This window comes from Streptomyces sp. NPDC020597 (genome assembly GCF_044335095.1).
Lineage (GTDB): Bacteria > Actinomycetota > Actinomycetes > Streptomycetales > Streptomycetaceae > Streptomyces.
Genome location: NZ_JBIRUL010000001.1, coordinates 323516 through 350321, shown reverse-complemented (window position 1 = coordinate 350321; position 26806 = coordinate 323516). Strand labels below are relative to the sequence as shown.

The 26806-nt window shown below is 71.7% G+C and carries 24 protein-coding genes; 11 read left to right on the top strand and 13 right to left on the bottom strand.

Going from position 1 to position 26806, the window contains the following annotated elements; translation table 11 throughout:
- Positions 1-80 precede the first annotated feature (80 nt).
- Positions 81-1355 (top strand): glycosyltransferase, encoded by a 1275-nt coding sequence (locus ACH4ZA_RS01645; protein ID WP_398427557.1) that lies wholly within the window; start codon positions 81-83, stop codon positions 1353-1355.
- 79 nt (positions 1356-1434) lie between these two features.
- Here ACH4ZA_RS01645 and rfbD read toward each other — a convergent pair whose 3' ends face one another.
- The 6 genes from rfbD to ACH4ZA_RS01615 all read right to left on the bottom strand — a co-directional run bounded on the left by rfbD (position 1435) and on the right by ACH4ZA_RS01615 (position 8331).
- Complete coding sequence (gene rfbD, locus ACH4ZA_RS01640) at positions 1435-2343, bottom strand: dTDP-4-dehydrorhamnose reductase (RefSeq protein ID WP_319278487.1); 909 nt, start codon at positions 2341-2343, stop codon at positions 1435-1437.
- On the bottom strand, positions 2340-3314 hold the full coding sequence (rfbB, locus tag ACH4ZA_RS01635; RefSeq protein ID WP_319278485.1) for a dTDP-glucose 4,6-dehydratase: 975 nt from the start codon (positions 3312-3314) through the stop codon (positions 2340-2342). The genes rfbD and rfbB overlap by 4 nt, the downstream gene beginning before the upstream one ends.
- 169 nt (positions 3315-3483) lie before the next feature.
- Positions 3484-4497 (bottom strand): hypothetical protein, encoded by a 1014-nt coding sequence (locus ACH4ZA_RS01630; protein WP_398427556.1) that lies wholly within the window; start codon positions 4495-4497, stop codon positions 3484-3486.
- Between the two features lie 262 nt (positions 4498-4759).
- The gene (locus tag ACH4ZA_RS01625) at positions 4760-5359 is read right to left on the bottom strand and encodes a dTDP-4-dehydrorhamnose 3,5-epimerase (RefSeq protein WP_319278482.1); all 600 of its coding nucleotides are present in this window, start codon (positions 5357-5359) and stop codon (positions 4760-4762) included.
- Positions 5356-6303, bottom strand: coding sequence for a glucose-1-phosphate thymidylyltransferase RfbA (rfbA, locus tag ACH4ZA_RS01620; protein WP_398427555.1), 948 nt, complete (start codon positions 6301-6303; stop codon positions 5356-5358). The genes ACH4ZA_RS01625 and rfbA overlap by 4 nt, the downstream gene beginning before the upstream one ends.
- Positions 6304-6507: 204 nt before the next feature.
- Positions 6508-8331 carry a phosphoenolpyruvate carboxykinase (GTP) gene (locus ACH4ZA_RS01615; RefSeq protein WP_398427553.1) on the bottom strand — a complete coding sequence of 608 codons (1824 nt, stop codon included), beginning with the start codon at positions 8329-8331 and terminating at the stop codon, positions 6508-6510.
- Between the two features lie 315 nt (positions 8332-8646).
- Between ACH4ZA_RS01615 and ACH4ZA_RS01610 the strand changes: the two genes are divergently transcribed.
- From ACH4ZA_RS01610 to ACH4ZA_RS01600, 3 genes are all read left to right on the top strand, one after another.
- Positions 8647-9360 carry a hemolysin III family protein gene (locus ACH4ZA_RS01610; RefSeq protein ID WP_319278478.1) on the top strand — a complete coding sequence of 238 codons (714 nt, stop codon included), beginning with the start codon at positions 8647-8649 and terminating at the stop codon, positions 9358-9360.
- A gap of 84 nt (positions 9361-9444) precedes the next feature.
- Positions 9445-10158, top strand: coding sequence for a TetR/AcrR family transcriptional regulator (locus ACH4ZA_RS01605; RefSeq protein WP_398427551.1), 714 nt, complete (start codon positions 9445-9447; stop codon positions 10156-10158).
- A gap of 33 nt (positions 10159-10191) precedes the next feature.
- Positions 10192-10917, top strand: coding sequence for a Mut7-C RNAse domain-containing protein (locus tag ACH4ZA_RS01600; RefSeq protein WP_398427550.1), 726 nt, complete (start codon positions 10192-10194; stop codon positions 10915-10917).
- Positions 10918-10974: 57 nt separating this feature from the next.
- On the opposite strand, the gene ACH4ZA_RS01595 is transcribed toward ACH4ZA_RS01600, so the two are convergent.
- Positions 10975-13026, bottom strand: a complete 2052-nt coding sequence (locus ACH4ZA_RS01595) for a thioredoxin domain-containing protein (RefSeq protein ID WP_398427549.1) — start codon at positions 13024-13026, stop codon at positions 10975-10977.
- A gap of 231 nt (positions 13027-13257) precedes the next feature.
- On the opposite strand from ACH4ZA_RS01595, the gene ACH4ZA_RS01590 reads away from it, so the two are divergent.
- Positions 13258-16458, top strand: a complete 3201-nt coding sequence (locus tag ACH4ZA_RS01590; protein ID WP_398427547.1) for a tetratricopeptide repeat protein — start codon at positions 13258-13260, stop codon at positions 16456-16458.
- A gap of 292 nt (positions 16459-16750) precedes the next feature.
- Here the strand turns inward: ACH4ZA_RS01590 and ACH4ZA_RS01585 are convergent, their stop codons facing one another.
- Together ACH4ZA_RS01585 and mca are read right to left on the bottom strand one after the other, a co-directional pair.
- Positions 16751-17032 (bottom strand): hypothetical protein, encoded by a 282-nt coding sequence (locus ACH4ZA_RS01585; protein ID WP_319278470.1) that lies wholly within the window; start codon positions 17030-17032, stop codon positions 16751-16753.
- Positions 17025-17906 (bottom strand): mycothiol conjugate amidase Mca, encoded by an 882-nt coding sequence (mca, locus tag ACH4ZA_RS01580; RefSeq protein ID WP_319278468.1) that lies wholly within the window; start codon positions 17904-17906, stop codon positions 17025-17027. The genes ACH4ZA_RS01585 and mca overlap by 8 nt, the downstream gene beginning before the upstream one ends.
- 104 nt (positions 17907-18010) lie before the next feature.
- Here mca and ACH4ZA_RS01575 point away from each other — a divergent pair, with 104 nt between their 5' ends.
- Together ACH4ZA_RS01575 and greA are read left to right on the top strand one after the other, a co-directional pair.
- On the top strand, positions 18011-18412 hold the full coding sequence (locus ACH4ZA_RS01575) for a DUF4307 domain-containing protein (protein WP_319278467.1): 402 nt from the start codon (positions 18011-18013) through the stop codon (positions 18410-18412).
- A gap of 189 nt (positions 18413-18601) precedes the next feature.
- Complete coding sequence (greA, locus tag ACH4ZA_RS01570) at positions 18602-19102, top strand: transcription elongation factor GreA (RefSeq protein ID WP_319278465.1); 501 nt, start codon at positions 18602-18604, stop codon at positions 19100-19102.
- Between the two features lie 146 nt (positions 19103-19248).
- On the opposite strand, the gene ACH4ZA_RS01565 is transcribed toward greA, so the two are convergent.
- The 3 genes from ACH4ZA_RS01565 to ilvA form a co-directional block, all read right to left on the bottom strand.
- Positions 19249-20109, bottom strand: coding sequence for an ABC transporter permease (locus ACH4ZA_RS01565; RefSeq protein WP_319278463.1), 861 nt, complete (start codon positions 20107-20109; stop codon positions 19249-19251).
- Positions 20106-21098 (bottom strand): ATP-binding cassette domain-containing protein, encoded by a 993-nt coding sequence (locus ACH4ZA_RS01560; RefSeq protein WP_319278461.1) that lies wholly within the window; start codon positions 21096-21098, stop codon positions 20106-20108. The genes ACH4ZA_RS01565 and ACH4ZA_RS01560 overlap by 4 nt, the downstream gene beginning before the upstream one ends.
- Before the next feature lie 382 nt (positions 21099-21480).
- A complete protein-coding gene (gene ilvA, locus ACH4ZA_RS01555; protein WP_319278459.1) occupies positions 21481-22710 on the bottom strand; it encodes a threonine ammonia-lyase in 1230 nt (409 codons plus the stop codon).
- 163 nt (positions 22711-22873) lie between these two features.
- On the opposite strand from ilvA, the gene ACH4ZA_RS01550 reads away from it, so the two are divergent.
- From ACH4ZA_RS01550 to ACH4ZA_RS01540, 3 genes are all read left to right on the top strand, one after another.
- Positions 22874-23383 (top strand): MarR family transcriptional regulator, encoded by a 510-nt coding sequence (locus tag ACH4ZA_RS01550; RefSeq protein WP_319278457.1) that lies wholly within the window; start codon positions 22874-22876, stop codon positions 23381-23383.
- Between the two features lie 127 nt (positions 23384-23510).
- Positions 23511-24023, top strand: a complete 513-nt coding sequence (locus tag ACH4ZA_RS01545; protein ID WP_398427545.1) for a sigma factor-like helix-turn-helix DNA-binding protein — start codon at positions 23511-23513, stop codon at positions 24021-24023.
- Complete coding sequence (locus ACH4ZA_RS01540) at positions 24020-24268, top strand: hypothetical protein (protein ID WP_319278454.1); 249 nt, start codon at positions 24020-24022, stop codon at positions 24266-24268. The genes ACH4ZA_RS01545 and ACH4ZA_RS01540 overlap by 4 nt, the downstream gene beginning before the upstream one ends.
- A gap of 16 nt (positions 24269-24284) precedes the next feature.
- Here the strand turns inward: ACH4ZA_RS01540 and ACH4ZA_RS01535 are convergent, their stop codons facing one another.
- Complete coding sequence (locus ACH4ZA_RS01535) at positions 24285-25439, bottom strand: cystathionine gamma-synthase (protein WP_398427544.1); 1155 nt, start codon at positions 25437-25439, stop codon at positions 24285-24287.
- Positions 25440-25583: 144 nt separating this feature from the next.
- Between ACH4ZA_RS01535 and ACH4ZA_RS01530 the strand changes: the two genes are divergently transcribed.
- The gene (locus ACH4ZA_RS01530) at positions 25584-26702 is read left to right on the top strand and encodes a hypothetical protein (RefSeq protein ID WP_319278450.1); all 1119 of its coding nucleotides are present in this window, start codon (positions 25584-25586) and stop codon (positions 26700-26702) included.
- Positions 26703-26806: the final 104 nt, after the last annotated feature.

Here is a 26806-nt window from a genome sequence, read left to right as displayed (position 1 = left end):
TCGACTCCGGCACGTCGGCACGCCCGCGGTCCGCGCGAAGTCGGCCTCCTGCGACCATCGAGCCGAGCAGGGAGCACCAGATGACGTCGACGGCCACCCCGAGGTTCTCCGTCTTCACCCCCAGCCACCGAACCCGCTTCCTCGACGAGTGCCTGGCGACCCTGCAGGCGCAGACCTGTCCGGACTGGGAGTGGATCGTCCTGCTCAACAACGGCGCCCGCTGGCGGCCGGAGAACCCCGACGACCGGGTCCGGATCGAGATCGCGGACGACGTCACCGGCGTCGGAGCGGCGAAGCGCAGGGCCTGTGAACTGGCCCGCGGCGAGATCCTCGTCGAACTCGACCACGACGACCTGCTGGCGAAGGCGTGCCTGGCGGAGCTCGGCAGGGCGTTCGACGAGAATCCCGACGCGGTCTTCGTCTACAGCAACACCGCGCAGATCACCGAGGACGGGAAACGGGACGACAGCCGTTTCAACGAGTCGCACGGCTGGCACTACGAGGACGTGCGCGTCGACGGCCAGACGCTGCTGCAGGTGCGGGCGATGGCGCCGACGCCGCACAACATCGCGTACATCTGGTACGCGCCCAACCACGTCAGGGCGTTCCGCCGGGACGCGTACGAGGCGGCGGGCGGGTACGACGCCTCCCGCTCGGTCCTGGACGACCAGGACCTGATGTGCCGTCTGTTCCACGTCGGCGACTTCCACCACATCCCCCGCTGCCTGTACCTGCAGCGGATGCACCCGGCGAACACCCAGCGCGACCCGGAGACCAACGCGCACATCCAGAGCGAGACGGTCGCCCTGTACGACAAGTACATCGAGGCCAACGCCCTAGCCTGGACGTACCGCAGGGGACTGCTCGCGCTGGACCTCGGAGCGGCGCACCGCAAGCCGCCCGGCTACCTGGGCGTGGACCAGTACCCGGGCGAGGGCGTCGACATCGTCGCGACCCTGCCCGGCAGGCTGGACCTGCCCGACGACTCCGTCGGTCTGGTGCGGGCCGTGGACTTCCTGGAACACGTGCCCGCCAAGATCCCCCTGATCAACGAGCTGTACCGGCTGCTGGCACCGGGTGGCATGCTCCTCAGCACGACGCCCAGCTCCGACGGCCGCGGCGCGTACCAGGACCCGACCCACGTCGCGTACTACAACGAGAACTCCTTCTGGTACTACACGGACGACCAGTACCGCGCCTTCGTCCCCGAGATCGAGGCCAGGTTCCAGAGTTCCCGGCTGACCACCTGCTTCCCCTCGCAGTGGCACTCCGAGAAGAACATCTCCTACGTGATCGCCAACCTCATCTCGGTGAAGGACGGCGCCGAACGGTGCGGCGGCCCGCTGCTGGTGTAGGTCCGAGGCGGCCTCCGGGCCGCCGCACGCGAGGCGCCCCGCGGGACCGGTGAGTCCCGCGGGGCGCCTCGCGCCGGTTTCAGGGTCGCCGCGTCGTGCGGGCCGCGGCGGCCAGGGCCGCGAAGGCGGGCAGCCTCACGGCCGAGGCCAACTGGTCGTCCCACGGAGGCAGGGGCGCCAGGCCGGCCCGCAGCCAGCCGCCGTGGCCGAGGACGCCGAACGCCGGGCGCGCGGCCGGCCGGGGGAACTTCTCCGAGCCGACGGGGCGGATCCGCTCGGGATCGAGTCCGCTGAGCCGGAAGGCGTCGCGCGCCAGGCCGCACCAGGTGGTGCGGCCCGCCGACGTGCCGTGGTAGACGCCCGCGGGAGCGCGGCCGGTGAGCGCGGCGCGGCCCAGGGCGGCGAGCTGCCGGGCGAGCGCCCGGGTCCAGGTCGGCTGACCGTGCTGGTCGGCCACCACGTCCAGGGTCTCGCGCCGGGCGGCGAGTTCGAGCACGGTGGCCACGAAGTTGGGACCGTGCTCGCCGTAGAGCCAGGCGGTGCGCACGATGTAACCGGTGTCGGGCAGCAGCTCGCGGACCGCCTGCTCGCCCGCCAGTTTGCTCCGGCCGTACGCGTTGACCGGGCCCGTCGGCGCGTCCTCGGGGTAGGGCCCGCGGGCGTCGCCCGGGAAGACGTAGTCGGTCGACAGGTGCAGCAGGATCGCGCCGGCGTCCGCGCAGGCGCCGGCGAGGTGGCGGACGCCCGTGCCGTTGACGGCGGTGGCCGCCGCCTCGGACCGCTCGGCGCCGTCGACGTCCGTCCAGGCGGCGCAGTTGACGACCACGGCGTGACCGGGGACGGCCGCACGCACGGCGGCCGGGTCGGTGATGTCGAGCCGATCGCGGCCGAGGCCCGTCACCACGGCGTCCGGATCGGCGGCGAGCTCGGCCAGCACGTCCCGGCCGAGGAGCCCGCTCGCGCCGGTGACCAGCCACCTCGTGGTCATCGCGGTGCGGTCCTCTCCTGCAGCGGCTCCCACCAGGAGCGGTGGGCGCGGTACCAGGCGACCGTGTCCGCGAGACCCTGCGCGAAGGGCGTCTGCGGGGCGTAGCCGAGCTCTTCGCGGATCTTGCTGTCGTCCAGCGAGTAGCGCAGGTCGTGCCCCTTGCGGTCGGGTACGTGCTCGACCCGGTCCCAGTCCGCGCCGAGGGCGTCCAGCAGCAGACCCGTGAGCTTGTGGTTGGTCAGCTCGGCGCCTCCGCCGATGTGGTAGACCTCCCCGGCCCGACCGCCGTGCAGGACCAGGTCGATGCCCCGGCAGTGGTCAGAGACGTGCAGCCAGTCGCGGACGTTGCGGCCGTCCCCGTACAGAGGGACCGGCTTTCCGTCGAGCAGGCGGGTGACGAAGAGCGGGACGACCTTCTCCGGGAACTGGTACGGCCCGTAGTTGTTGGTGCACCGGGTGACCACGACGTCCAGTCCGTGGGTGCGGTGGTGGGCGAGGGCCAGCAGGTCCGCGCCGGCCTTCGACGCGGAGTACGGGGAGTTCGGCGCCAGGGGCCGGTCCTCGGTCCACGACCCTTCGCCGATCGAGCCGTACACCTCGTCCGTGGACACCTGGACGAAGCGGCCGACGCCGTGCCGGCGGGCGGCGTCGAGAAGTACCTGTGTGCCCAGCACATTGGTGGTGACGAACGGACCGGCCCCCTCGATAGACCGGTCGACGTGCGACTCGGCGGCGAAGTGCACCACCGCGTCCTGGCCCGCCATCACCTGGTCGACCACGTCCGGATCGCAGACGTCACCCCGCACGAAGGTGTAGCCGGGGGCCTTCGCCACCGGCGCGAGATTGGCCTCGACCCCCGAGTAGGTGAGCTTGTCGAGGACGGTGACGCGTGCCGCGGGATCCGCGCTCAACTGCCGCCGGACGTATTCGGAACCGATGAATCCGGCACCGCCGGTCACCAGGACGCGCATGGCTCTCCGAGTTCTCTCGCTGCCCGGCGCTCGGCGCCGGGTGGGTCGGTCGGTGGGTCGATCGATCGATCCTCGTGCGGCGGCGCCCTCCGAGACCGAAGCCTCGAAGGGCGCGCCGCGCAGGTCCGGTGAGCCCGGCGGCCGGTACCGCGCCGCCGTTCACCGGGGACTACGGTGCTACGTCCGCGCAGACCACGAAGACCTGGATGGGGTTGTTGCCGGTGACGCCGGCCTGCCACCCCGTGGGGGGAGACGTGGTCGAGCCGCCCGTCGGGGAGTTGTCCCGGAGGCTGCCGAGGCCGGGCAGCACGGCTCCGCCGCCGGTGGCCACGTCTCCGAGATCGCAGACGACGGTCGCTGCCGTTCCTCCCACCGTCCCCGGGTTGGTCACGGTCTTGACGTACAGGTTGCTGCCGACACCGCCCTGGACGCCCTGGTTGCCCTGCGGACCGGCGTCGCCCTGGGCGCCCTGGTTGCCCTGGAAGCCCTGCGCGCCCGTGTCACCCTGGAAGCCCTGAGTGCCCTGGGTGCCCTGGAAGCCCTGGGTACCCTGTGCACCCGGGTCGCCCTGGAAGCCCTGAGTGCCCTGCGCCCCCGGGTCGCCCTGGAAGCCCTGGGTACCCTGCGCCCCCGGGTCGCCCTGGAAGCCCTGGGTGCCCTGGAAACCCTGGGTTCCCTGGGTGCCCTGGGTTCCCTGGAAACCCTGGGTTCCCTGCGCGCCGTCGGCTCCATCGGCGCCGTCAGCGCCGTCGGCGCCCTGGAAGCCCTGCGGTCCCTGCGGGCCCTGCGGACCGGGCTTACCCGGCTTCCCCGGCTTGCCGGGCTTGCCGGGCTTGCCCGGCTTACCCGGCTTGCCCTCGTGCCCCTGGGGGCCACGCGGTCCCCTGGGGCCGGCGTGGTCACGGCCGCTGTGGTGCTTGTCCTTGTCCTTGTCCCTGTCTGCGACGGCGGCGGACCGCGTGGTGCGCTCGGGCCGCACCACCGCCCGGCCCTCGGCGCCCGCTCTGCGGATCGCGTCGGCGATGGCCTCGGAGGGCCGCTGGATCGGACGCAGTCGCACCACGGAACTGTCGGCGCCGGGCCGGCTCGCCGCGTCGGCGACGGCCACGGCGCTCGGCACCACGCTGAGCGCCACGGCAACGGCGCCCACCGAGACCAGCGTGGCGGATTTCACGCGCGACATTCGGATCGTTCTACGGTTCAAGTGAACCTTCCTCACGATAAGGAGGGGATCAGACAGCAAGCGCGCACTGAGTGAGTCTCCTGCCGCTCGCATGCCACTTCACCTACGGTCACGAACAACGAAGACATCCTTCACCTTTTGTGAAAGAAGTATGAATGATTGTCCGATATGGTGGCCGTGGATCACCCGGGCGGCATCCATGCCCTTGCCGCTGCCCCGCCATTCCGCCGAAAGAGTGGAAATCGCCGAACGGCGTCCTCGCTCACGCGCCGCTGCCGAGAATTCCGCGAAACATGAGGCAGTCCTCGAACGACGGCAGCAGACCCTGCCGCTCCGCCTGCTCCAGCGTGGGCGCGGCCGCGTCCTTGTCCGAAAGGAGCGGCACGAGGTCGGCGGGCCAGGCGATCGCCAGTGCCGGGTCCAGCGGATGAATCCCGAACTCCCGTTGCGGCGCATATCCCCGCGAACACAGATAGACGACGGTGGAGTCGTCCTCCAGCGCCATGAAGGCGTGCCCCAGTCCTTCCGAGAGATAGACGCTGCGGTGCGTCGTGTCGTCGAGCCGGACCGCCTCCCACGTCCCGAAGCCCGGGGAGCCGACGCGGAGGTCGACCACCACGTCGAGGACCGCGCCGCTGACGCAGGTGACGTACTTCGCCTGCCCCGGCGGGACCGCCGCACCGTGGATGCCGCGCAGCGTCCCGCGCACGGAGCGGGAGCAGTTGGCCTGCTCGAGCGGGAGCCCTCGGCCCACGGCGTCCCGGAACCGGTCGGCCCGGAACCACTCGTGGAACCGGCCCCGGTCGTCCGGGAACACCGTCGGCGTGTCCACCCACGCCCCTTCGATGCCGAGCGGTCTCACGCGACCGCCTCCTTGCGGGCGGTCGGCCCGTTCGCGTCGCGCCGTGGGCGTCCGCCCGGCGGGGGCGCGACGGCGTGCCGGGAATCCTCCAGCAGTCCCAGCAGGTACTGGCCGTATCCGCTCTTGAGGAGCGGCCGGGCCAGCTCGCGGAGCCGGTCGTCGTCGACCAGGCCGGCCCGCCACACCGCCTCCTCCAGACAGCCGATCTTGAATCCCTGACGCTCCTCGATCACCCGGACGAACTCCGAGGCCTGCACCATGGAGCCGAAGGTGCCGGTGTCGAGCCACGCGGTGCCCCGGTCGAGCCGGGTGACATGCAGCTCCCCCGCCCGGAGATAGACGCGGTTGAGGTCGGTGATCTCCAACTCGCCCCGCGCGCTGGGCCGCAGGCCGCGGGCGATGTCCACGGCACGGTTGTCGTAGAAGTACAGTCCGGGCACGGCGTACCGGGACCTCGGCCGGGCCGGTTTCTCCTCGATGGACACCGCCCTGCCCCTGTCGTCGAATTCCACGACGCCGTACGCCGAGGGATTCGCGACCTGGTAGGCGAACACCCGGCCGCCCTGCAGATCGCCGTGCAGAGCCAGCCGGGTGCCGAGGCCGCTGCCGTGGAAGATGTTGTCGCCCAGAATCAGGGCGACGGATTCGCCGCCGATGAAGTCGTCCGCCAGCAGGAAAGCCTGGGCGATGCCTTCCGGGCGTTTCTGTTCCGTGTAATGCAGCCGCAGACCCAGTTCACCGCCGTCGCCGAGCAACCGGCGGAACTGACCCTGGTCTTCGGGGGTGGTGATGATGAGAATGTCACGGACGCCGGCCATGACGAGCGTGGAAAGCGGGTAGTAAATCATGGGTTTGTCGAAGACCGGCAGCAGTTGCTTAGAAACCGAGCGGGTCAACGGCCAAAGTCGCGAGCCGGTTCCGCCGGCCAACAGGATTCCGCGCACGGCATCACCATAGGCCGACCGGACATGAATACCGGTTTTTCACTGCGTATGGCGTGTATGCCGTCGAATGCGGTCCGCCCTCACGACACCGCACCCCCACGACGGGCGCAGGCCTGTCGTGGGGGTGTCGGGTGCAGCACCGCGGCCGGTCGTGACGATCGCTGGTCAGGGCATCCCCATACCGGCCGCGGAGTCGTGGGTGGGTCAGCCCAGGCGCTTCACCAGCGCGCGGTACTCGTCCCACAGTTCCTTCGGGGTGTGGTCGCCGAAGGTGTTGAGGTGCTCGGGGACCAGGGCGGCCTCCTCGCGCCAGATCTCCTTGTCGACGGTGAGGAGGAATTCGAGGTCCGCGTCGTCGAGTTCGAGGCCCTTGGTGTCGAGGGCCTCCTTCGTCGGCAGGATGCCGATCGGGGTCTCGACGCCCTCGGCGTGGCCGTCCAGACGCTCCACGATCCACTTCAGGACGCGGCTGTTCTCGCCGAAGCCGGGCCAGACGAACTGCCCCTCGTCGTTCTTGCGGAACCAGTTGACGTAGTAGATCTTCGGGAGTTTCGCCTGGTCCTTGCCCTTGGCGACGTCGACCCAGTGGCCCATGTAGTCGCCCATGTTGTAGCCGCAGAACGGCAGCATGGCGAACGGGTCCCGGCGCAGCTCGCCGACCTTGCCCTCGGCGGCGGCCGTCTTCTCGCTCGCCACGTTCGCGCCGAGGAAGACGCCGTGGTTCCAGTCGAAGGACTCGGTCACCAGCGGGACCGCGCTCGCGCGGCGGCCCCCGAAGAGGATCGCCGAGATCGGCACGCCCTTGGGGTCCTCCCACTCCGGCGCGATGATCGGGCACTGCGCGGCGGGCGTGGTGAAACGGGCGTTGGGGTGCGCGGCCGGGACGCCGGACTCCGGGGTCCAGTCGTTGCCCTTCCAGTCGGTGAGGTGCGCCGGGGTCTCCTCCGTCATGCCCTCCCACCAGACGTCGCCGTCCTCGGTGAGGGCGACGTTGGTGAAGACCGAGTTGCCCCACAGCGTCTTCATCGCGTTGGCGTTGGTGTGCTCGCCGGTTCCGGGCGCGACGCCGAAGAAGCCGGCCTCGGGGTTGATGGCGTACAGCCGGCCGTCCTCACCGAAGCGCATCCAGGCGATGTCGTCGCCGATCGTCTCGACCGTCCAGCCGGAGACCGTGGGCTCCAGCATGGCGAGGTTGGTCTTGCCGCAGGCGCTCGGGAAGGCGGCGGCGACGTATTTCGACTCACCCTGCGGAGGGGTGAGCTTGAGGATCAGCATGTGCTCGGCCAGCCAGCCCTCGTCGCGGGCCATGACGGAGGCGATGCGCAGCGCGTAGCACTTCTTGCCGAGCAGGGCGTTGCCGCCGTAGCCGGAGCCGTAGGACCAGATCTCGCGGCTCTCGGGGAAGTGCGAGATGTACTTGGTCGAGTTGCACGGCCACGGCACGTCGGCCTCGCCCTCGGCCAGCGGTGCTCCGAGCGTGTGCACGGCACGCACGAAGAAGCCGTCGGAGCCGAGCTCGTCCAGGACCGGCTGTCCCATGCGGGTCATGGTGCGCATGGACACGGCGACGTAGGCGGAGTCGGTGATCTCCACGCCGATCGCGGACAGCGGCGAGCCGAGCGGGCCCATGCAGAACGGGACGACGTACATCGTGCGGCCCCGCATCGAGCCGCGGAACAGGCCCTTCTCACCGGAGAAGATCTCCCGCATCTCGGCGGGGGCCTTCCAGTGGTTCGTGGGGCCGGCGTCCTCCTCCTTCTCGGAGCAGATGAAGGTGCGGTCCTCGACCCGGGCGACGTCGGTCGGGTCGGAGGCCGCGTAGTAGGAGTTCGGGCGCTTGATCGGGTCGAGTTTGCGGAACGTGCCCTGCTCGACGAGCTCCTCGCACAGGCGCTCGTACTCGGCCTCGGATCCGTCACACCAGACCACGTTGTCCGGCTGCGTCAGTTCGGCGATCTCGTTCACCCAGGAGACGAGTTCCTGGTGCTGGGTGGGAATGACGGGGGGAGCCGCGATGTCGCGCGCCACGATTGCTCCTAAAAGAGGGATTTTTTGTTGGAGGCCCCGTGGGGGCTGCGACCCGGATGCTTCACGGTCAGGGACCCTGGCGCTCATCCGGTGTCGACCGCACTCATTTGATCATCCGACTACGATGCCCATATGTCCAGAGGGCCTCACAGGTGAGCGGAGTGAGGATGGCCACGTGTACGGACGCAACTTTGCGTTCCCGTGACGTTCACGCGGTCGACCGTTGACCCGGGACTCATGAGACGATGGCCACTCTTGGCCTCCGGGCGTGGCGTACTGACGCGTAACTTACGGTTGCGTAGGTACGATTCCCCCATGACTGCGTCCGCGCCCGACGCGCCCACGGACTCGCCGGCCGCCGCCGCCGCGTCCGTCGCGCACTCCCTGTCGGAAGAGATCAAGCCCAAGCTCCGCGGTTGGCTGCACCTCGGCATGTTCCCGGCAGCCCTCGTCTCCGGACTGGTTCTCACCGCGCTGGCGGACTCGACCCGCGGTCGTGTCGCCTGCGGAATCTTCGCCCTGACGGCCTGCCTGCTGTTCGGGGTCAGCGCCCTCTACCACCGGGGCGACTGGAGCCCGCGGATGGACGGCGTGCTGCGCAGACTCGACCACGCGAACATCTTCCTGATCATCGCCGGCACCTACACCCCGCTCACGATGCTCCTCCTGCCGGAGAGCAAGGGGCGGTGGCTGCTGTGGAGCATCTGGGCCGCCGCGCTCGCCGGGATCGCCTTCCGGGTCTTCTGGGTCGGCGCCCCCCGCTGGCTCTACACCCCGTGCTACATCGCGATGGGCTGGGCGGCCGTGTTCTTCCTGCCCGACTTCATGCGCACGGGCGGCGTCGCGGTCCTGGTCCTGGTCATCGTCGGCGGCCTCCTCTACAGCGCGGGCGGCGTGATCTACGGCATCAAGCGCCCCAACCCGTCACCGCGCTGGTTCGGCTTCCACGAGGTGTTCCACTCCCTCACCCTCGCCGCGTTCATCGTGCACTACATCGGCATCTCCCTGGTGGCCTACCAGCACGGCTGACGGTCCCCGCACACCCCTTCGACGGCGGTCCCGACGGCGGTCCCGACGTGGTCGCGCCGCGGAGCGATGCCCGACAATGAGCCCATGACGGCCGCACGCACCAGCTCCCCCGCCGACCGCCCCCGACCCGGTCTGCGTGAGCGCAAGAAGATCAAGACCCGCGAGGCCATCCGCACCGCGACCTACGCGCTCATCCGGGAACAGGGGTACGACGCCACGACGATCGACCAGATCGCCGAGCGGGCCGAGGTGTCGCCGTCGACCGTCTTCCGCTACTTCCCCGCCAAGGAGGACATCGTCCTCACCGACGAGTACGACCGGGTCCTGTTGGAGGAACTGCGCGTCCGTCCGGCGGACGAGCCGTGGACGGAGTCCATCCGTCAGGTGATGCTGGCGGCCGCCCGCACGGGCGTCGAGGACGACGTCGAGGTGGCGAGGCTGCGCACCGACCTGCTCGTACGGGTTCCGGCGGTGCGCTCGCGGATGATGGAGAGCATGTCGGTCACCGGCCGGCTGCTCTGCGGCGCGATCGCCGAGCGCACCGGCCGCGACCCCGAGAGCCTGGAAGTCCGCGTCCACGCGATGTCGCTCATCGGGGGCCTGATGGAGGCGTCCATGTACTGGGCGGAGAACGGCCACCGGGGCGACTTCCCAGCCCTCCTCGACCGTGCCCTGGACGTCCTCTCCCACGGCCTGGAGCACGACCGCGAACACGACCGGGAACACGGCCGCGAACAGGATCGGGACAGCCGCCGGGAAAGCCGCGAGGAACAGGCCCCTGGCAGGGAAAACCCCTGAGCCCCCGCCCCTCCCCCATGCCATCCTGACCGGGTGAACGCTCCCGAGATCCGCGTCGAAGTGGCCCCCGAGCTGGCCCTGTTCGTCCCGCACGCCCGGCGCGCCGACGCCACCGCACTCGCCGTCGACGGCGTGTCGACGCTCGGCCATGTCGTCGAGTCCCTCGGGGTGCCCCTCACCGAGGTGGGCGCCCTCGTCGTCGACGGCCGCGAGGCGCCGGTCTCGCACATCCCCGCCGACGGCGAGTCCGTCGCCGTCCGCCCGGTAACCCGCCCCCAACGCGTCCCCGGCGCCCCGCTGCGCTTCCTCCTGGACGTCCACCTCGGCACCCTCGCCCGCCGGATGCGCCTGCTCGGCGTGGACACGGCGTACGAGTCGACCGACATCGGCGACCCGGCGCTCGCCGCCCGCTCGGCCGCCGAACAGCGCGTCATGCTCAGCCGCGACCGGGGCCTGCTGCGCCGGCGCGAGCTGTGGGCGGGCGCCTACGTGTACAGCACCGACCCCGCCGCGCAGCTGCGCGACGTCCTCGACCGGTTCGCGCCCGCACTGCGCCCCTGGACCAGATGCACCGCCTGCAACGGCGAGCTGCGCCAGGCCACCAAGGACGAGGTCGCCGACCAGCTGGAACGCGGCACCCAGCAGAACTACGACGTCTTCGCCCAGTGCCGCTCCTGCGGACGCGCGTACTGGAAGGGCGCGCACCACGACCAGCTGGAGGCCATCGTGGAACGCGCCCTCGCCGAATTTCCGGGCTGACCCGCCGCCCTCCCCCGACCTGCCGGCTTCCCGGTCCGCCCGCCGCCGCCCCGCCCCCTAACCCGTCGGCTGCTCCCGGCCTCCCAGGGCGGCGCGCAGGCGGTCCGGGTCGGTGGTGGGGGCGTCGCAGGTGAAGTCGCGGCAGACGTACGCGGTCGGTGCGCCGTCCCGCAGCGGGCGGTCGGCCAGCAGCGGGAACTCGTCGCCGCCCGGGACGCCGAAGGCGACGACCGCACCCGGGGCGTTGCCCAGCAGCGCCGTGCGGTGCAGGGCCCTCGACGCGGGGTCGTCCGTGCCGGGGCCGACGACGGCGACCTCGCGCGGGCCGTCGAGCAGCGCCTCGGCCACGGCAAGCCCCCACCCGATGAACCGGGGCACCCGCGGCCCGAGCGCCTTCACCACACCCAACGCGCGCTCCGCGGCCGTGCGGTGCGGCTCGGAACCGGTGTGGGCCGCGTAACCCAGCAGCGCGCCGGCCGCCGCGGTCCACCCGGAGGGCACGGCGTTGTCGGTCGGGTCCTGCGGACGCCGGATGAGCCGCTCGGCGTCGGCGGCGGTGTCGAACAGCGCCCCGGACTCCGGGTCGGCGAACCGGGCGAGGACATGGTCGAGCAGGAACCCGGCGAACTCCAGCCACACGCCCTCCCCGGTGACCGAGGCCAGCGCGAGGAACCCCTCGGCCACGTCGGCGTAGTCCTCCAGGACACCCGCGTTGGCCCCTGCCTGACCGTCCTTGCTGGTCCGCGCCAGTCGCGCCTGGTCGTCCAGGTGCAGCCGGACGAGGAGGTCGGCGGCGGCGACAGCAGCGTCCACCAGGTCCGGACGGTCGAAGTAGGCGCCGGTCTCGGCGAGCGCGGCGATCGCGAGCCCGTTCCACGCGGCGACGACCTTGTCGTCCCGGCCGGGGGCCGGACGCAGCGCCCGCTCACGCAGCAGCCGCTCCTTCACGCCGGCGATCCTCTCCGCGTCGAACACGGCTTCCTGCTGCGGCAGTTGCAGGACGGAGGCGCCGTGCTCGAAGGTGCCTTCCTCGGTCACGCCGAACCAGCGGGCGGCGAGTTCGGCGTCCTGCGGGCCGAGCGCCGCCGCGAGCTGACCGGGCGTCCACACGTAGTACGCGCCCTCGACGTGGTTGCCTTCGCCGTCGTCGCTGTCGGCGTCGAGCGCCGAAGCGAACCCGCCCTCGGCGGTGCGCAGTTCGCGCACCATGAAGTCGGCGGTCTCCAGTGCGACCCGACGGGCCAGCTCGCTCCCGGTGGCCCGCCAGAGGTGCGCGTAGACGCGGCACAGCAGGGCGTTGTCGTAGAGCATCTTCTCGAAGTGGGGCACCACCCAGTCACGGTCGACCGAGTACCGGGCGAACCCGCCGCCCAGCTGGTCGTAGATCCCGCCGCGCGCCATCCGCTCACAGGTGTCCTGCGCCATCTGCAACGCGCCCTCGGCGCCCGTCCGCGCGGCGTGCCGCAGCAGGAACTCGAGCACCATCGACGGCGGGAACTTCGGCGCGCCGCCGAAACCGCCGCGCTGCGCGTCGTACTCCCGGGTCAGCCCGAGCAGCGCCTGGGACAGCTCCTGCTCGCCGGGGGCGCTGCTGTCCCCGTAGGAGATCTCCCGTCCGGCGAGATCCCGCACGATCTTCCCGGCGACCTCGGCGACCTCGTCCCGCCGCTCCGTCCACGCCTGGTGCACCCCCTCCAGCACCTGCCGGAAGGAGGGCATGCCGTGCCGGGGCGCGGGCGGGAAGTACGTGCCGAAGTAGAACGGCTCGGCCTCGGGCGTCAGGAACACGGTCATCGGCCACCCGCCCTGCCCGGTGGCCGCCTGCACGGCTTCCATGTACACGGCGTCGACGTCGGGACGCTCCTCCCGGTCGACCTTGATGTTGACGAAGTGGTCGTTCATGTAGGCGGCGACGGCTTCGTCCTGGAAGCTCTCCCGCGCGAGGACATGACACCAATGGCAGCTGGAGTAGCCGACGCTCAGGTGCACAGGGACGCCCCGCCGCCGCGCCTCCTCGAAGGCCTCCGCCGACCAGGGCCACCAGTCGACGGGGTTGTCGGCGTGCTGGAGCAGGTAGGGGGACGTCTCATGGGCCAGTCGGTTCGCCATGACGTCCATCCTGCCGCAGGACCCGGCCCGTCAGGCGGCAGGCAGGTCCCCGACGGTGACGTCGCCCCTGCCCGGGCCCGTGCCGGGCCCGCCGGTGACGCGCAGGCGGGCCATGTGCTCCTGGCCGGTCGTCGCGGGTGCCGTCGCGCGACCCCCTGCCCCCTCGCGCCGGGGAGCCGCCCGCCGCACACTTGACCGAGCACGACTGGTACCGCCGGAGGGGGACGGGACATGCGGGACGGCCATAGGGCGGAAGCAGAGCGGTTGTTGGCGCGGGCCGTGGAGGAAGAGGTGCGGCGGTCCGGCGGGCGTGCCGACCGGCAGGCGCTGCTGACCCGGGCGCGGGGCGCGCTGGACGCGATGGCGCAGACCGCCGCCGAGGAGTACGAGGCGTACGCCCGCGCCCTGGAGGAGTCGGAGTCCGCCCGGATCAGCTTCGGACAGCGCTACGCGCGCGAGGGCGGCCGGACTCCGCTGCTGGTGGCGGGCATCGCCGCCCTGACGACGGCGGTCGCCGACCTCGCGCTGGGCACGGGCCCGGGCACGGCGCTCGGCGCCGGGGTGACCGTCGGGGTCGTCGGGGCGGCGGCGACGGTGGTGAAGGTCGCGGGGTCGCATCTGCCGGCCGCGCACCACCGGGCCGGCGCGGCAGGACAGCCGGGCGGCGCCGAACAGTTACGGCTGCAGTGGCTCACGGCGCTGGAGGTGCGCGGCATCCGGCCGTTCCTGGACCAGCAGCGGGTGCTGAGCGCCACGACCGGTGCGAAGAAGGCGACGGGACCGCAGTTGCGCGGCGCGGACAAGAGCGCGGCGGCACGCGGGCGGACGGTGCTGCAGCAGTCGTTCGCGCAACTCCCCCAGCCGGCCGGTCCGTTCGCCGGGCGGCGGACGGAGCTCGCCCAGATCCGGCAGTGGGTGCAGGCGGCGCGGGCCAGCACGCAGACCCGTCCCACGGTGGTGGTGCTGCACGGCGCCCCGGGCAGCGGCCGTACCGCGCTGGCGGTCCGGGCGGCGCACGATCTGCGGGACCAGTTCCGCGGCGCCTGCGTGGTGGATCTGCGCGGCGACAGCGCGGGCGAGAACCCGCTGCCCACCCGGGACGCCCTGCTGCATCTGCTGAACCGGCTGGGCGCGCCGCGCGAGCAGCTTCTCTTCCGTGAGCGTTCCTCGGCGGAGCAGCAGCTGAAGCGGCTGAGCGAGCTGTACCAGCAGCACCTGACCGGCCTGCCGGTGGCGGTGATCCTGGACGACGCCCCGGATGCCGAGCAGGTCCGCGCACTCGTCCCGGAGCGTTCCGACAGTCTGGTCCTCGTGACGGCCCGGGCGGCGCTCGCCCTGCCGGCGGAAATGTCGGCGTGGGTGCACGAACTGGCGGTCCGTCCGCTGGAGACGGCGGGCGCGGAGGAGCTGCTGGGCGCGGCGGCGCAGGACGCCTCGGGTCCGTACGACGCCGAGTCCGCGGACCTGATCACCGAGCTGTGCGGCGGGCTGCCGCTCGCGCTGCGCGTCGTCGGCTCCTCCCTGGGTCCGCGCTCGCCGCGCGCCCTCGCGGCGGATCTCGCGGCATACGGGCCGGTGGAGCCGGTGGAGCGCGCCCTGTGGCTGCGCTACACCGACCAGCAGGAGACGACCCGCCGGCTGCTGCGCCGGCTGGCGCTGGCGGGCCGGGCCTCGCTGGGGACGGCCGCGGCCGCCGCGCTGCTCGGGACGGACCGCCCGGAGGCGGCCCGTGTTCTCGCGGCCCTCGCCGACGCGGGTCTCGTCGACCGGGTCCGCGGCGACCGCTACCGTCTGCACGACCTGGTCCGCGGTTTCGCGCAGGCCCGGCTGCTGGACGAGGAGGACCCCGCCGAGCGTTCGGCCGCGCAGGAGCGGCTGCTGGTCAGCTACGCGGAGCTCGCCGACTCCGTGCTGCGGCTGGTCGACGGCAACATGTCGACCCGCTCCGACCGGTTCACCCCGCACGGCTTCACCTCGCTGGACGAGGCGTTGCGCTGGCTGGACGACGAGTCGAGCTTCATCACGGCGACGCTGCGGCACGCGGAGGGCGTCGACCAGAACGCGGTGATGAGTCTGCTGGGCGCGCTGTGCGACTACTGCCTGCTGCGCGGCGACCTCTACCGGCTCGGCGAGATCAGCGAGCTGGCGCAGTCGGTCGGTCAGGATCTGCTGGTCAGGTCCGTGCAGTGGCGGACCGGCATCGCCGCCCGCCAGCTGGGAGAGCTCGACAAGGCGCGCACCACGCTCAGTTCGGTCGTCGACCTGTATCTGCAGGCCCACCACGACGCGGGGGCGGCACGGGCGCTGTGCTCCCTGGGCATCACCCTGCACCATCAGGGTCAGCTCACCGAGGCGTCGGCGAAACTGCGGGAGGCGATGGCCCTGCAGGCGGCGCCCGAGCTGGCCACCGACCGTGCCTGGACGATGCACGCGCTGGCGGCGGTGGAACGGGACCGGGCCCACCTCGCCGAGGCTCTGGACCTGCTGACCCGTTCGCTGCTGCTGCACCGCGAGGGCGGCTCGGTGCACGGTGAGGCGTGGGCGCACTTCCAGCTGGGGCAGCTGCATCTGCGGCGGGGAGACGTGCCGCAGGCCGAGTCGGAGCTGCGGCAGGCCCTGGACCTGTACGGTCGCACCCGCGACGCCCGCGGCGAGGCGTGGGCGATGACCCAGCTGGCGCGGGCCCGTCTGATCGACGGCGATCCGGGGCCGGCTGCGGAGGACCTGCGCCGGGCGGCGGCCCGGCACCGGGACAACGAGGACGCGCGCGGCGAGGCGTGGACGGTGTACTACCTGGGCCTCGCCCTGGAGGAGACGGGCGATCTCGACCACGCGGTGCGCGAACTGGAACGGTCCCGCACCTTCTTCTCCCGTATGCGGGACGTCTACGGGCTGGCCTGCGCCCGGCACCACTCGGCGCGGGTGACCCGGGACCAGCGCGCCGCCCAGACCGGTTCGCTGCGCAACTCGGGCTTCGCCCGGCAGCTGCTGGTCGACGCCCGCGCCGACTTCCAGCGCATCGGCGTCGCCCACGGCGAGGCCTGGACGTGCGTGGAGCTGGCGATCGTGGACGCGGGCAACGCCCGTACCCAGGCGGCCCTCGCGCTGTGCGAGGAGGCGGCGGCCCTGTTCGCGTCCTACGGCGACCGGCGGGGCGAGGACTGGGCCCGCTTTCTGCGCTGCACGCTCCTGCCGTACGCGGCGCCGGGCGGCGTGGAGGTGGGCACGGCGGTGGCCCGGGAAGACCTGGCGGAACTGCGGCGGGCACACCATCCGCTGCGCGACGACCGGCTGACCGAGTGCCTGGAGGCCTACGGCGTGCTGCTGGAACGCGGCGTGCGCCTGGAGTCGGGCTGGCAGGCCTGGCGTCTGGGACTGGTGCCGGACAGGCACGGGCGCGAGGTCATGGGGGTCGACGTCGGCACGGGCTGATCCCCCGGCCGGGCTCGAACACCCCGAACCCCGCGCACCCGCCCGTGCACGGCCCGCGTGCCGCCCGCAGGCCCCGCCCACGGGCGACACGCGGGCCGCGAACCGCCTTCGGCCTCGGGCGACACCCGGGCGACAGGCGTCAGGCCACGGGCGACAGCCAGGCGTCAGGCGTCAGGCGTGTCAGGCCTCGGGCCTCAGGCCTCGGGCCACGGCCCGGATGCCGGTCGTCCGGCTCCGGCCGCGGCCCGGGCGCTCGCGCGCCTGCGGCGTCCGCGTTCGTCCCGTCGCGGCCTCACGTCGCCGAGGAGGGCTTCCCCGTCGTCGTGTTCGCCGAGGTCTCCCGCGGGGCGTCCGCCGACGCGCCGTCGGCGGTCCGCTCCGCGCCCGTCTCCTTGAAGTCGACCTTGCCCATGTGCTTGCTCATGGACCTCATCAGCCCCCACACGGCCACCGCCATCGCCGCGAAGACGATGAAGCCGAGGACGCCGGGGGTGACCTTGTTCTCGTCGACCTCCTTGGCGAGGGGGACGAGGTGCGTCATTGCCAGGCTCACGCTTGCGCTCATATCAGGCATTGTCGCGGATGCCCGCGAAGAGGTCGTCCTCGGGGATGGCGGTGTCGACGCGCGACTTCGCGAGCTCGTACTCCTCCGTGGGCCACACCTCCCGCTGGATCTCCATCGGGACGCGGAACCAGCCGCCGTCGGGGTCGATCTGGGTGGCGTGGGCGATCAGCGCCTTGTCGCGGATCTCGAAGAAGTCGTCGCACGGGATGTGCGTGGTGAGCGTGCGCTCCCGCTGCCCGAACTCCTCCCAGCGCTTGAGCCACTCCCCGTAGGGGGACTCCAGGCCGCGGTCGAGCATCGCCTGGTGCAGCGCCATGGTGCGCGGACGGTTGAAGCCCTGGTTGTAGTACAGCTTCAGCGGCCGGTACGCGGCGCCGAAGTCGGCCTCGGGGTACTTCTCGGTGTCGTCCGCGCCCTCGAACGCCACCATGGAGATCTTGTGGGTCATGATGTGGTCGGGGTGCGGGTAGCCGCCGTTCTCGTCGTAGGTGGTGATCACCTGGGGACGGAAGCTGCGGATCTGCTTCACCAGCTCGCCGGCGGCCCTGTCCACGTCCTCCAGGGCGAAGCAGCCCTCGGGGAGCGGCGGCAGCGGGTCGCCCTCGGGGAGGCCGGAGTCGACGAAGCCCAGCCACTCCTGCCGGACGCCGAGGATCTCGCGCGCCTCGTCCATCTCCTTCTTGCGCACCTCGTGGATGTGTTCCTCGATGTAGGCGTCGCCCTGCAGCTTGGGGTTGAGGATGGAGCCGCGCTCCCCGCCCGTGCAGGTCACGACCAGCACGTCCACCCCCTCGGACACGTACTTCGCCATGGTGGCCGCGCCCTTGCTCGACTCGTCGTCGGGGTGGGCGTGCACGGCCATCAGTCGCAGCTGGTCAGTCAAGACTCAATCCTCGGTAAGTCGGCGCCCGGTGTGCACCGGCGCGATCGCAGGCTTCTATAGTGACCGACTCGGGGGGCGAATAATTCCGCGCCGAGAGGACGATCATGAGCACGGCCAGCACGCGACTTCCGGAGGGCCGGTACGGCCGTTCCTCGGACGAGCGCGCCGACCACAAGCTCAAGATCGCCGGTGCGGTGCTGGGCGCCCTGCTGCTGGCGCTGATGGGCTACTTCGCCTATCACTACGTCGGCCAGAACAAGATCAGCGCCGAGGTGATCGCCTTCGAGGCGACCTCGGACTCCGCGGTGCGGGTCCATCTGGAAGTGCGCAAGGACTCGGGCACGAGCGGCTACTGCACGGTGCGCTCGCAGGCCGCCGACGGCGCCGAGGTGGGCCGTGCCGACTTCCGGTTCTCCGGTTCGGACACGCGCATCGACAAGGTGGTCACCCTGCGTACGACCGCGACGGGCACGACGGCGGAGCTGCTCGGCTGTCACGCGGACTGATCCGGGAGCCTCACGCGGGCGGTGCCGACGGCAATACACGTTCGTTGACCTGCCTCGACGCAATTCTGGTGGCTTATGTCCTCCCCCTTCGGCCACTGAATTGTTAGGCTCGTGGTTTCGCCCATCACCTGAGGAACATGCTTCTGGGTGGGCGATGCTTTGACTTCCCAGTACCGACGAGGAGCACCTGTGACCCAGACCAGCGAGTCCGTCACCTGGCTGACCCAGGAGGCGTACAACAAGCTCAAGGTCGAGCTTGAGTACCTTACTGGTCCTGCGCGCACGGAGATCGCCGCCAAGATCGCGGCCGCGCGCGAGGAGGGGGACCTGCGTGAGAACGGTGGGTACCACGCGGCCAAGGAGGAGCAGGGCAAGCAGGAGCTCCGTGTGCGCCAGCTGACCCAGCTCCTGGAGAACGCCAAGGTGGGTGAGACCCCCACCTCCGCCGACGGCGCGGTGGCGCCCGGCATGGTCGTGACCATCGCCTTCGACGGCGACGAGGACGACACCATGACCTTCCTGCTCGCCTCGCGCGAGTACGCGAGCTCCGACATCGAGACCTACTCGCCGCAGTCCCCGCTGGGCACCGGCGTCATCGGTCACAAGGTCGGCGAGGAGGCGGAGTACGAGCTGCCCAACGGCAAGAAGGCCTCCGTGCGCATCCTCAAGGCCGAGCCCTACAGCGGCTGAGCCCTTTTCGCGGATCCTCCGTCCCGGACCTTCGGTCTGGGACCCTCCGTCCCGGGCCTTCCCTCCCGGATCCTCCGGGCGAGCCCCCGGCGCCCCGTGCCGCCGGGGGCTTCGTCATCCCCGCATCCGCCTGGCGCGGCCGGCCGTCACGCGGTGGCCGAGCGGTACTTGCGGACGGCCAGCGTTCTGAACAGCAGGATGATCAGCACGGACCACAGCAGTGACGCCCACACGGCGTGCTGCATCGGCCACGCGTCCGGTACCGGATAGCCGGCCGGGAGGTTGCCGAACAGCTCGCGGCACGCCTGGACCGTGGCGCTGAACGGGTTCCAGTTCGCGATGGTCTGCAGGAACGTGGGCATGTTCTCCGCCGGCACGAACGCGTTCGAGATGAACGTCAGCGGGAACAGCCAGATCAGGCCGCCGGAGGTGGCCGCCTCCGGGGTGCGCACGGACAGGCCGATCAGGGCGCCGATCCAGGAGAACGCGTAGCCGAGCAGGAGCAGGAGGCCGAAGCCCGCCAGGACCTTGCCGAAGTTCTCGTGCGTGCGCCAGCCGACCAGGAGGGCGACCAGGGCGAGGACCACCAGGGTCAGGGTCGTCTGCACCAGGTCGGCGAGCGTACGGCCGGTGAGCACGGCGCCGCGCGCCATGGGCAGCGAGCGGAACCGGTCGATGAGGCCCTTGTGCATGTCGTCCGCGATGCCCGCTCCCGCGCCGGCGGTGGCGAAGGTGACGGTCTGCGCGAAGATGCCCGCCATCAGGAACTCGCGGTACCCGGAGGGGCTGAGCCCGGCGCCCGGGACGTTGATCGAGCCGCCGAACACATAGCTGAACAGCACCACGAACATGATGGGCTGGACGAGCCCGAAAATGACCATCTCCGGAATGCGGGACATCCTGATCAAGTTGCGTTTGGCAACGACCAGCGAGTCGCGGACGGACTGGCCGAGTGGATGGGCGGGCTTGGGCGCCGCGCCGCGCACGGTGTCGGTGACGGCACTCATTTGACGTTCTCCCTCTTGCTCTGTCCGCTGTCGTCGGTTTCCGCCTGCTCCTCCGCCACGTGTCCGGTCAGGGACAGGAAGACGTCGTCGAGGGTGGGCCGGCGCAGGCCGATGTCGTCGATCTCGATGCCGCGGGCGTCGAGCTCGCGGATCACCTCGGCGAGGAGCTTGGCGCCGCCGGTCACCGGCACGGTGAGTTTGCGGGTGTGCTGCTCGACGGTGGTGTCGCCCTTGCCGAAGCCGGTCAGCACCTCCTGCGCCACGGGGATGTGCACTCGGTCGTGCACGACGACCTCCACGCGCTCGCCGCCGGTGCGGGCCTTGAGTTCGTCGGAGGTGCCGCGGGCGATGACACGGCCGTGGTCGACGACCGCGATGTCGTGCGCGAGGTGGTCGGCCTCCTCCAGGTACTGGGTGGTCAGCAGCAGGGTCGTGCCGCCGGAGACGAGACGCTTGATGACCTCCCACAGCAGCTGCCGGTTTCGGGGGTCGAGGCCGGTCGTAGGCTCGTCCATGAACATCACGGGCGGGGAGACCACCAGTGCCGCGGCCAGGTCGAGGCGGCGGCGCATGCCTCCGGAGTAGGTCTTGGCCGTGCGGTCGGCGGCGTCCGCGAGGTCGAACTGCTCGAGGAGTTCGGCGGCCCGGGCCTTCGCCGCGCTCGCCCTCATCTGGTACAGCTGCCCGACCATCTGCAGGTTCTCGCGGCCGGTGAGGTACTCGTCGACCGCCGCGAACTGCCCGGACAGGCCGATCGAACGGCGGACCTCGTTGGGGTGTCTGAGCACGTCGAGGCCGGCGACCACGGCCCGGCCGCTGTCGGGGCGCAGCAGGGTGGTCAGACAGCGCACCGTGGTGGTCTTGCCCGCCCCGTTCGGCCCGAGCAGACCGAGTACCGTGCCTTCTGGGACATCGAGGTCGACGCCGTCCAGAGCCTTTACGTCGCCGAAGGTCTTCACCAGGCCTTCGGCGTAGATGGCGCCTGGCATATGAGTCTCCACGTCGTTGGGGATGCTTTGTACGGGATGCTTTGTGCGGGATTCTTCGTTCGGACTCTTCGTTCGAGGTTCTTCGTTCGAGGTTCGTCGTTCGAGGTTCTTCGTCCGGGTTTCTTCGGGGCCCCGAAGCAGCGCCTCTCCTCCTGCACCGGGAAGCAGGGACGGGAGGCGCGACATCGACCATAACGCGATGTATCGCGTCTCACAACGGACTTTCCCGTATGGGTGACAGGGGCCGCCCTGGCCTGCACCGACACCCCGCCGCGGCCCTTCCCGGACGCCCGTGACGGGGGCCGGGCAAGGCGACGGAGGGCGACGGGAGCGCGGCCTCCGACAGCTCCCCAGGCCGCCCCGTAGTTCTCTTCCGGCGGCCTCAGTCGATGACGGTGTAGCCGGCCTCGCGCAGGGCTCGGCCGACCTCGGCGCAGTGCGCCGGCCCCTTCGTCTCCAGGTGCAGCTCGACCTCCGCCTCGGACAGCCCGAGCCGCGGGTCGGTCCGCACATGGCCCACGTCCAGCACATTAGCGTCGACCGCTGACAACGCCCCGAGCATGGTGGCGAGGGCGCCCGGCCGGTCCGTCAGACGCAGACGAACGGCCAGGTAGCGGCCCTGCGCCGCCATGCCGTGCCGCAGCACCCGCTCCATCAGCACCGGGTCGACGTTGCCGCCTGACAGCACCGCGACGACCGGCCCCTCGAAGGCGCCCGGCTCGCTCAGCAGCGCGGCCACCGGACTCGCCCCGGCCGGCTCGACGACCAGCTTGGCCCGCTCCAGGCACAGCAGCAGCGCGGTGGACAGCTCGTCCTCCGACACCGTGCGCACCTCGTCCACCAGGTCGCCGACGATGCCGAACGGCACGTCGCCGGGCCGGCCGACCTTGATGCCGTCGGCCATCGTCGTGGGATTGCCGATCGACACCGGTCGCCCGGCCGCCAGCGAGGCCGGGTACGCCGCCGCGCCCGCCGCCTGCACGCCGACGATCCGCACGTCCGGCCGCAGCGCCTTCACGGCGACCGCGATGCCCGCCGCCAGGCCCCCGCCGCCGATCCCCACGACGATCGTGCGCACCTCCGGGCACTGCTCCAGGATCTCCAAGCCGACCGTGCCCTGCCCTGCGATGACGTCGGGGTGGTCGAAGGGGTGGATGAACACCGCGCCCGTCCCGGCCGCGTACTCCTGCGCCGCCGCCAGCGTCTCGTCGACCACCTGACCGTGCAGCCGCACCTGCGCGCCGTACTCCCGGGTGGCGCTGATCTTCGGCAGCGGCGCGCCCTGGGGCATGAACACCGTGGAGCGCACGCCCAGCAGCGTCGACGCCAGGGCCACGCCCTGCGCGTGGTTGCCCGCGCTCGCCGCGACGACCCCGGCGGCCCGCTCCTCCGGCAGCAGCCCGGCGATCCGCACGTACGCGCCGCGCAGCTTGAACGATCCCGTCCGCTGGAGGTTCTCGCACTTGAGGTGCACCGGCGCCCCGATCAGCTGGGACAGGTGCCTGCTGCCCTCCATCGCGGTCGCCCGGGCCACGCCCGACAACATCTTCCGGGCGCCGCGCACGTCGTCGAGGGTGACGGTGCGCAAGGAGTCAGCCGGGGTGTAGCTCATGACACCAGCATCGCAGTTCACAGGCGGGAACGACCGCTGTGACCAACCTCCGAGACCGGTTTCCGCAGCGCCGGTACGACCCGCCTTCCAGCCGCGTACTCTGTCCCCCATTCCAGCAGCCCCTTCATGAAGTGAGCCCCCGGCCATGCCCACAACACCTGAAATGTCGATGGACATGACGACCGTCGGTGACACCGGTCTCCTCGACACGCTGCAGCACGAGGTCGCGGTGTTCGCGCGCCGTGCCGAGCAGACCCGGCTCGGCGGCGTCGGGCAGGTGCGCAACTCCATGGACCGCGCCGCGTACCTGCTGCTCAACCGCCTCGACAACGAAGGTCCGATGGGCGTCAAGGCGCTCGCCGCGAGCATGGGCATCGACTCCTCTACGGTCACCCGGCAGGTGGCGCCGCTCGTGGACACCGGTCTGGTCAAGCGGACCTCGCACCCGGAGGACGGGCGCGCCGTGGTGCTCCAGCTGTCCCCGCGCGGGGCCTCGCGCCTTGAGGAAGTACGGTCCTCCCGGCGGCAGTTGATGGCCGAACTGACGGACGACTGGGCGCCGGAGGAGCGCGAGGCGTTCTGCGCGCTCCTCACGCGCTTCAACACCGCGCTGTCCTCCCGGATGGCCTCCTCGAGCCTCCCGGGGGCGGAGCAGTCGCCGGCCGCCTCCTGACCCCCGGCACGCTCGCGGACGACTTTCCGGCGTGCGTGCGCGGCTCTTGACCGGCGGCCCGCCCCTGGCCTCAGATGAGACCGGGCATATGGCCGTCGGGAGGACGCCGTCAGGCGGGAGGCTCGGTGTGCGAGAGAGGCTTACGACCCGGGAACACCGCAGGAACCGCGACTTCGAGGCGTTCGTCGCCGGAGCGGGCGGGCGGTTGCTGCACACCGCCACGCTGCTCACCGCGGAGGCCCCGGACGACAACCCGCGCGCCCGTCGCCTGCTGACCCTGTCCCTCGCGCACACGTACGCGTGCTGGGACCGGCTGCGCGGCGAGGACCCCTACGACCACGCCCGTGAGGCCCTCGCGTCCCGCTTCGCGCACGGCGCCTGGCACCGGTACGGCACGCTGCACTTCGGCCGTGCCCACGCGGGTGGCGCCGTCGGCGCGCTGGCCCGCCTCAGCCCCCGGCAGCGCCTCGTCGTCGTCCTGCGGCTGTGGGAGGGCGTCGCCGAGGAGCAGGTGGGGGCGCTGCTGGGGCTGCCCGAGGACCGGGTCCGCGCGGTCTGCGAACGGGCCACGGCGACGCTGCTGCATCCGCCGCGCGATCCCGCTCCCGCGGTGCGCCGGGCGAAGGCGGCGACGTCGTGAACCGGTCCGCACGGGAGGCCGCGGTCCGGCAGATGCTCGAGCGGACCACCCCGCCCCTGCCGGCGGAGATCTACCCGGACGTGGTCCGCCGGGGCAGCCGGGCCCTGCGCCGCCGGACGCTGGCCCTGCGGCTGCTGTGGCTGCTGCTGTTCGCGGCGACCGTGGCGTTCGTCGTCTGGGCGGCGGTCGTCGAGCCGTGGGTGGAGCCGCCGTCGCAGACGACTCCACCGCTCACCGGCTGGTGAGGACCCGCGCGGACGACTATCCGAGGGCCTGCTGGAGGTCCTCGAGGAGGTCGTCGACGTTCTCGATGCCGACGGAGAGACGGACGAGGTCGCCGGGCACCTCGAGGGCGGAGCCGACCACGGAGGCGTGCGTCATGCGGCCCGGGTGCTCGATGAGGGACTCGACGCCGCCCAGCGACTCGCCGAGGGTGAACACCTTGGCGCGGTTGCAGACCTCGACGGCCACCTCCTCGCCGCCGGCGACCCGGAAGGAGACCATGCCGCCGAAGGCCCGCATCTGCTTGGCCGCGACCTCGTGACCGGGGTGCTCCGGCAGGCCCGGATACAGCACGCTCGTCACGCGCGCGTGGCGGGTCAGCATGTCGGCGATCCTGGTGGCGTTCTCGCTGTGCCGGTCCATGCGCACCGACAGCGTCTTGGTGCCGCGCAGCACCAGCCAGGAGTCGAAGGGCCCGGCCACCGCGCCCATCGCGTTCTGGTGGAACGCCAACTCCTCGCCGAGTTCCGCGTCGCCGGTGATCAGCGCGCCGCCCACGACGTCCGAGTGGCCGCCCATGTACTTGGTCAGGGAGTGCACGACGACGTCCGCGCCGAGCGACAGCGGCTGCTGCAGGTACGGCGTGGCGAAGGTGTTGTCGACGACGAGACGCGCGCCGGCCTCACGGGCCACCTGGGCCACGGCGGCGATGTCGGTGATGCCGAGGAGCGGGTTGGAGGGGGTCTCCACCCACACGGCCTTGGTCTTCGGCGTGATCGCTGCCCGGACGGCGGCGGCGTCGCCGGTGTCCGCGACCGACCATTCCACGCCCCAGCGGGCCACGACCTTGGCGAAGAGCCGGAAGGTGCCGCCGTAGGCGTCGTTGGGGATGACCACGTGGTCGCCGGGGCTGAGCAGCGTACGCAACAGGCAGTCCTCGGCCGCCAGTCCGGAAGCGAACGCGAGGCCCCGGCGGCCGCCTTCGAGGGCGGCGAGGTTCTCCTCGAGGGCGGTCCTGGTCGGGTTGGCGCTGCGGCTGTACTCGTAGCCGCCGCGCAGACCGCCGACGCCGTCCTGCTTGTAGGTCGAGACCTGGTAGATGGGCGGTACGACCGCGCCGGTGAGGGGGTCCGCGGTGTTGCCTGCGTGGATCGCGAGAGTCTCGAAGTGCTGACTGATGTGCCTGTCGCTCATGGGCCCCGAGCGTAGTCCGCTCGCGGGCGCGGTGCGGGCGGCCGCCGCGACGGCGGGCCGGGGGCGGCCGGTCGGCAGGGACGTTTTTCCACAGGCATGGGGTCGGGTTGGCCAATTGTCGGCGCGGTCTGGTTCGCTTGTGGCATGGAGATTCTCTGGGTCCTGACAGCCGTGATCATGATCGGCTTCGTGCTGCTGTCACTGCTGCGGCGCAGGCGCGGCCTGGTCGGGCTGGTCCCGGCGGATCATCCGGACGCCGCGGACCCGGCGACGTACGGTTTCCTGACCACGGAGGAGCTGGACATCCGTATGCCCGGCCCCGACCAGGACCTGCTGAGCGTGCTGGACGTGGTGCAGCGCACGCAGGACTACCGGGCGGCGCAGCAGCTGCTGGCCGGCACGGAGACGGAGGGCGAGCTGCGCTGGCAGCGCGTCCAGGCTTTCGCGGGCGCGGCTGCGCTGGAGCTGCAGCAGCGGCCGGGCGGGGTCGCCGAGGCGCCGGGCGGGCAATGGCTGCGGGTGTGGCGCACCGAGGCGCCGAAGGACCCGGGCGGTGCGGCGGTGCACGCCGAGTTCCTGGTCCAGCAGGCCTGGCGCACGTCGACGCCGGGCACCGACGACTTCCGGATCATCATGGAGGAGGCCAAGGACACCTGCGAGCAGGCGGCCCTGCTGGCCCCGGGTGACCCGATCCCGTACATCGTCGAGCTGTCGGTGGCCCGCGGCATGACGTACTCGCAGGCCGAGTTCGAGCAGCTCTGGCTGAAGATCCTGGACCGCGCTCCTGCGCACATGGGCGCGCATCTCTCGGCCCTGCACTACTGGTGCGAGAAGTGGCACGGTTCGCGCGAGCTGGCGTACGAGTTCGCGGAGGCCGCGGCGGCGAGAGCGCCGCAGGGCTCCCTGCTGGCGGCGATGCCCCTCTTCGCGGTCTTCGAGCACCTTCCCGAGGTCAACCTGGTCAGGAGCTTCTACCAGAGCGAGGTCGTGACGAAGGCGGTGCACGGCGCGCTCTTCGCGGTGCACGCGGCCCGGCCCGACGACCCGATGCTGGCGCACGTGCGCCATCTGCTGGTCTTCTTCCTGGTCCGCTCCGAGCGCTGGTCGGAGGCGATGAGCCAGCTGGTCCACGTGGACGGCCACGTCGGCGCCCTGCCCTGGACGCTCTCCCCGGATCCGGCGGCGGAGTTCGCGGTCTACCGCGCGCTGGCCGTCGCGGGTTACGAGGCGAACGGCGGCAGCCCGGCGACCATGCCGCACTGACCCCGCTCGGACGCCCGCGAGGGCGGTCGCCCCGGTTCCCTGTCCGCCCCCTGTCCGGCGCCTGCTTCGGGCCGGGGGCGGACGTCGTCGGATCGGCCCCGGTC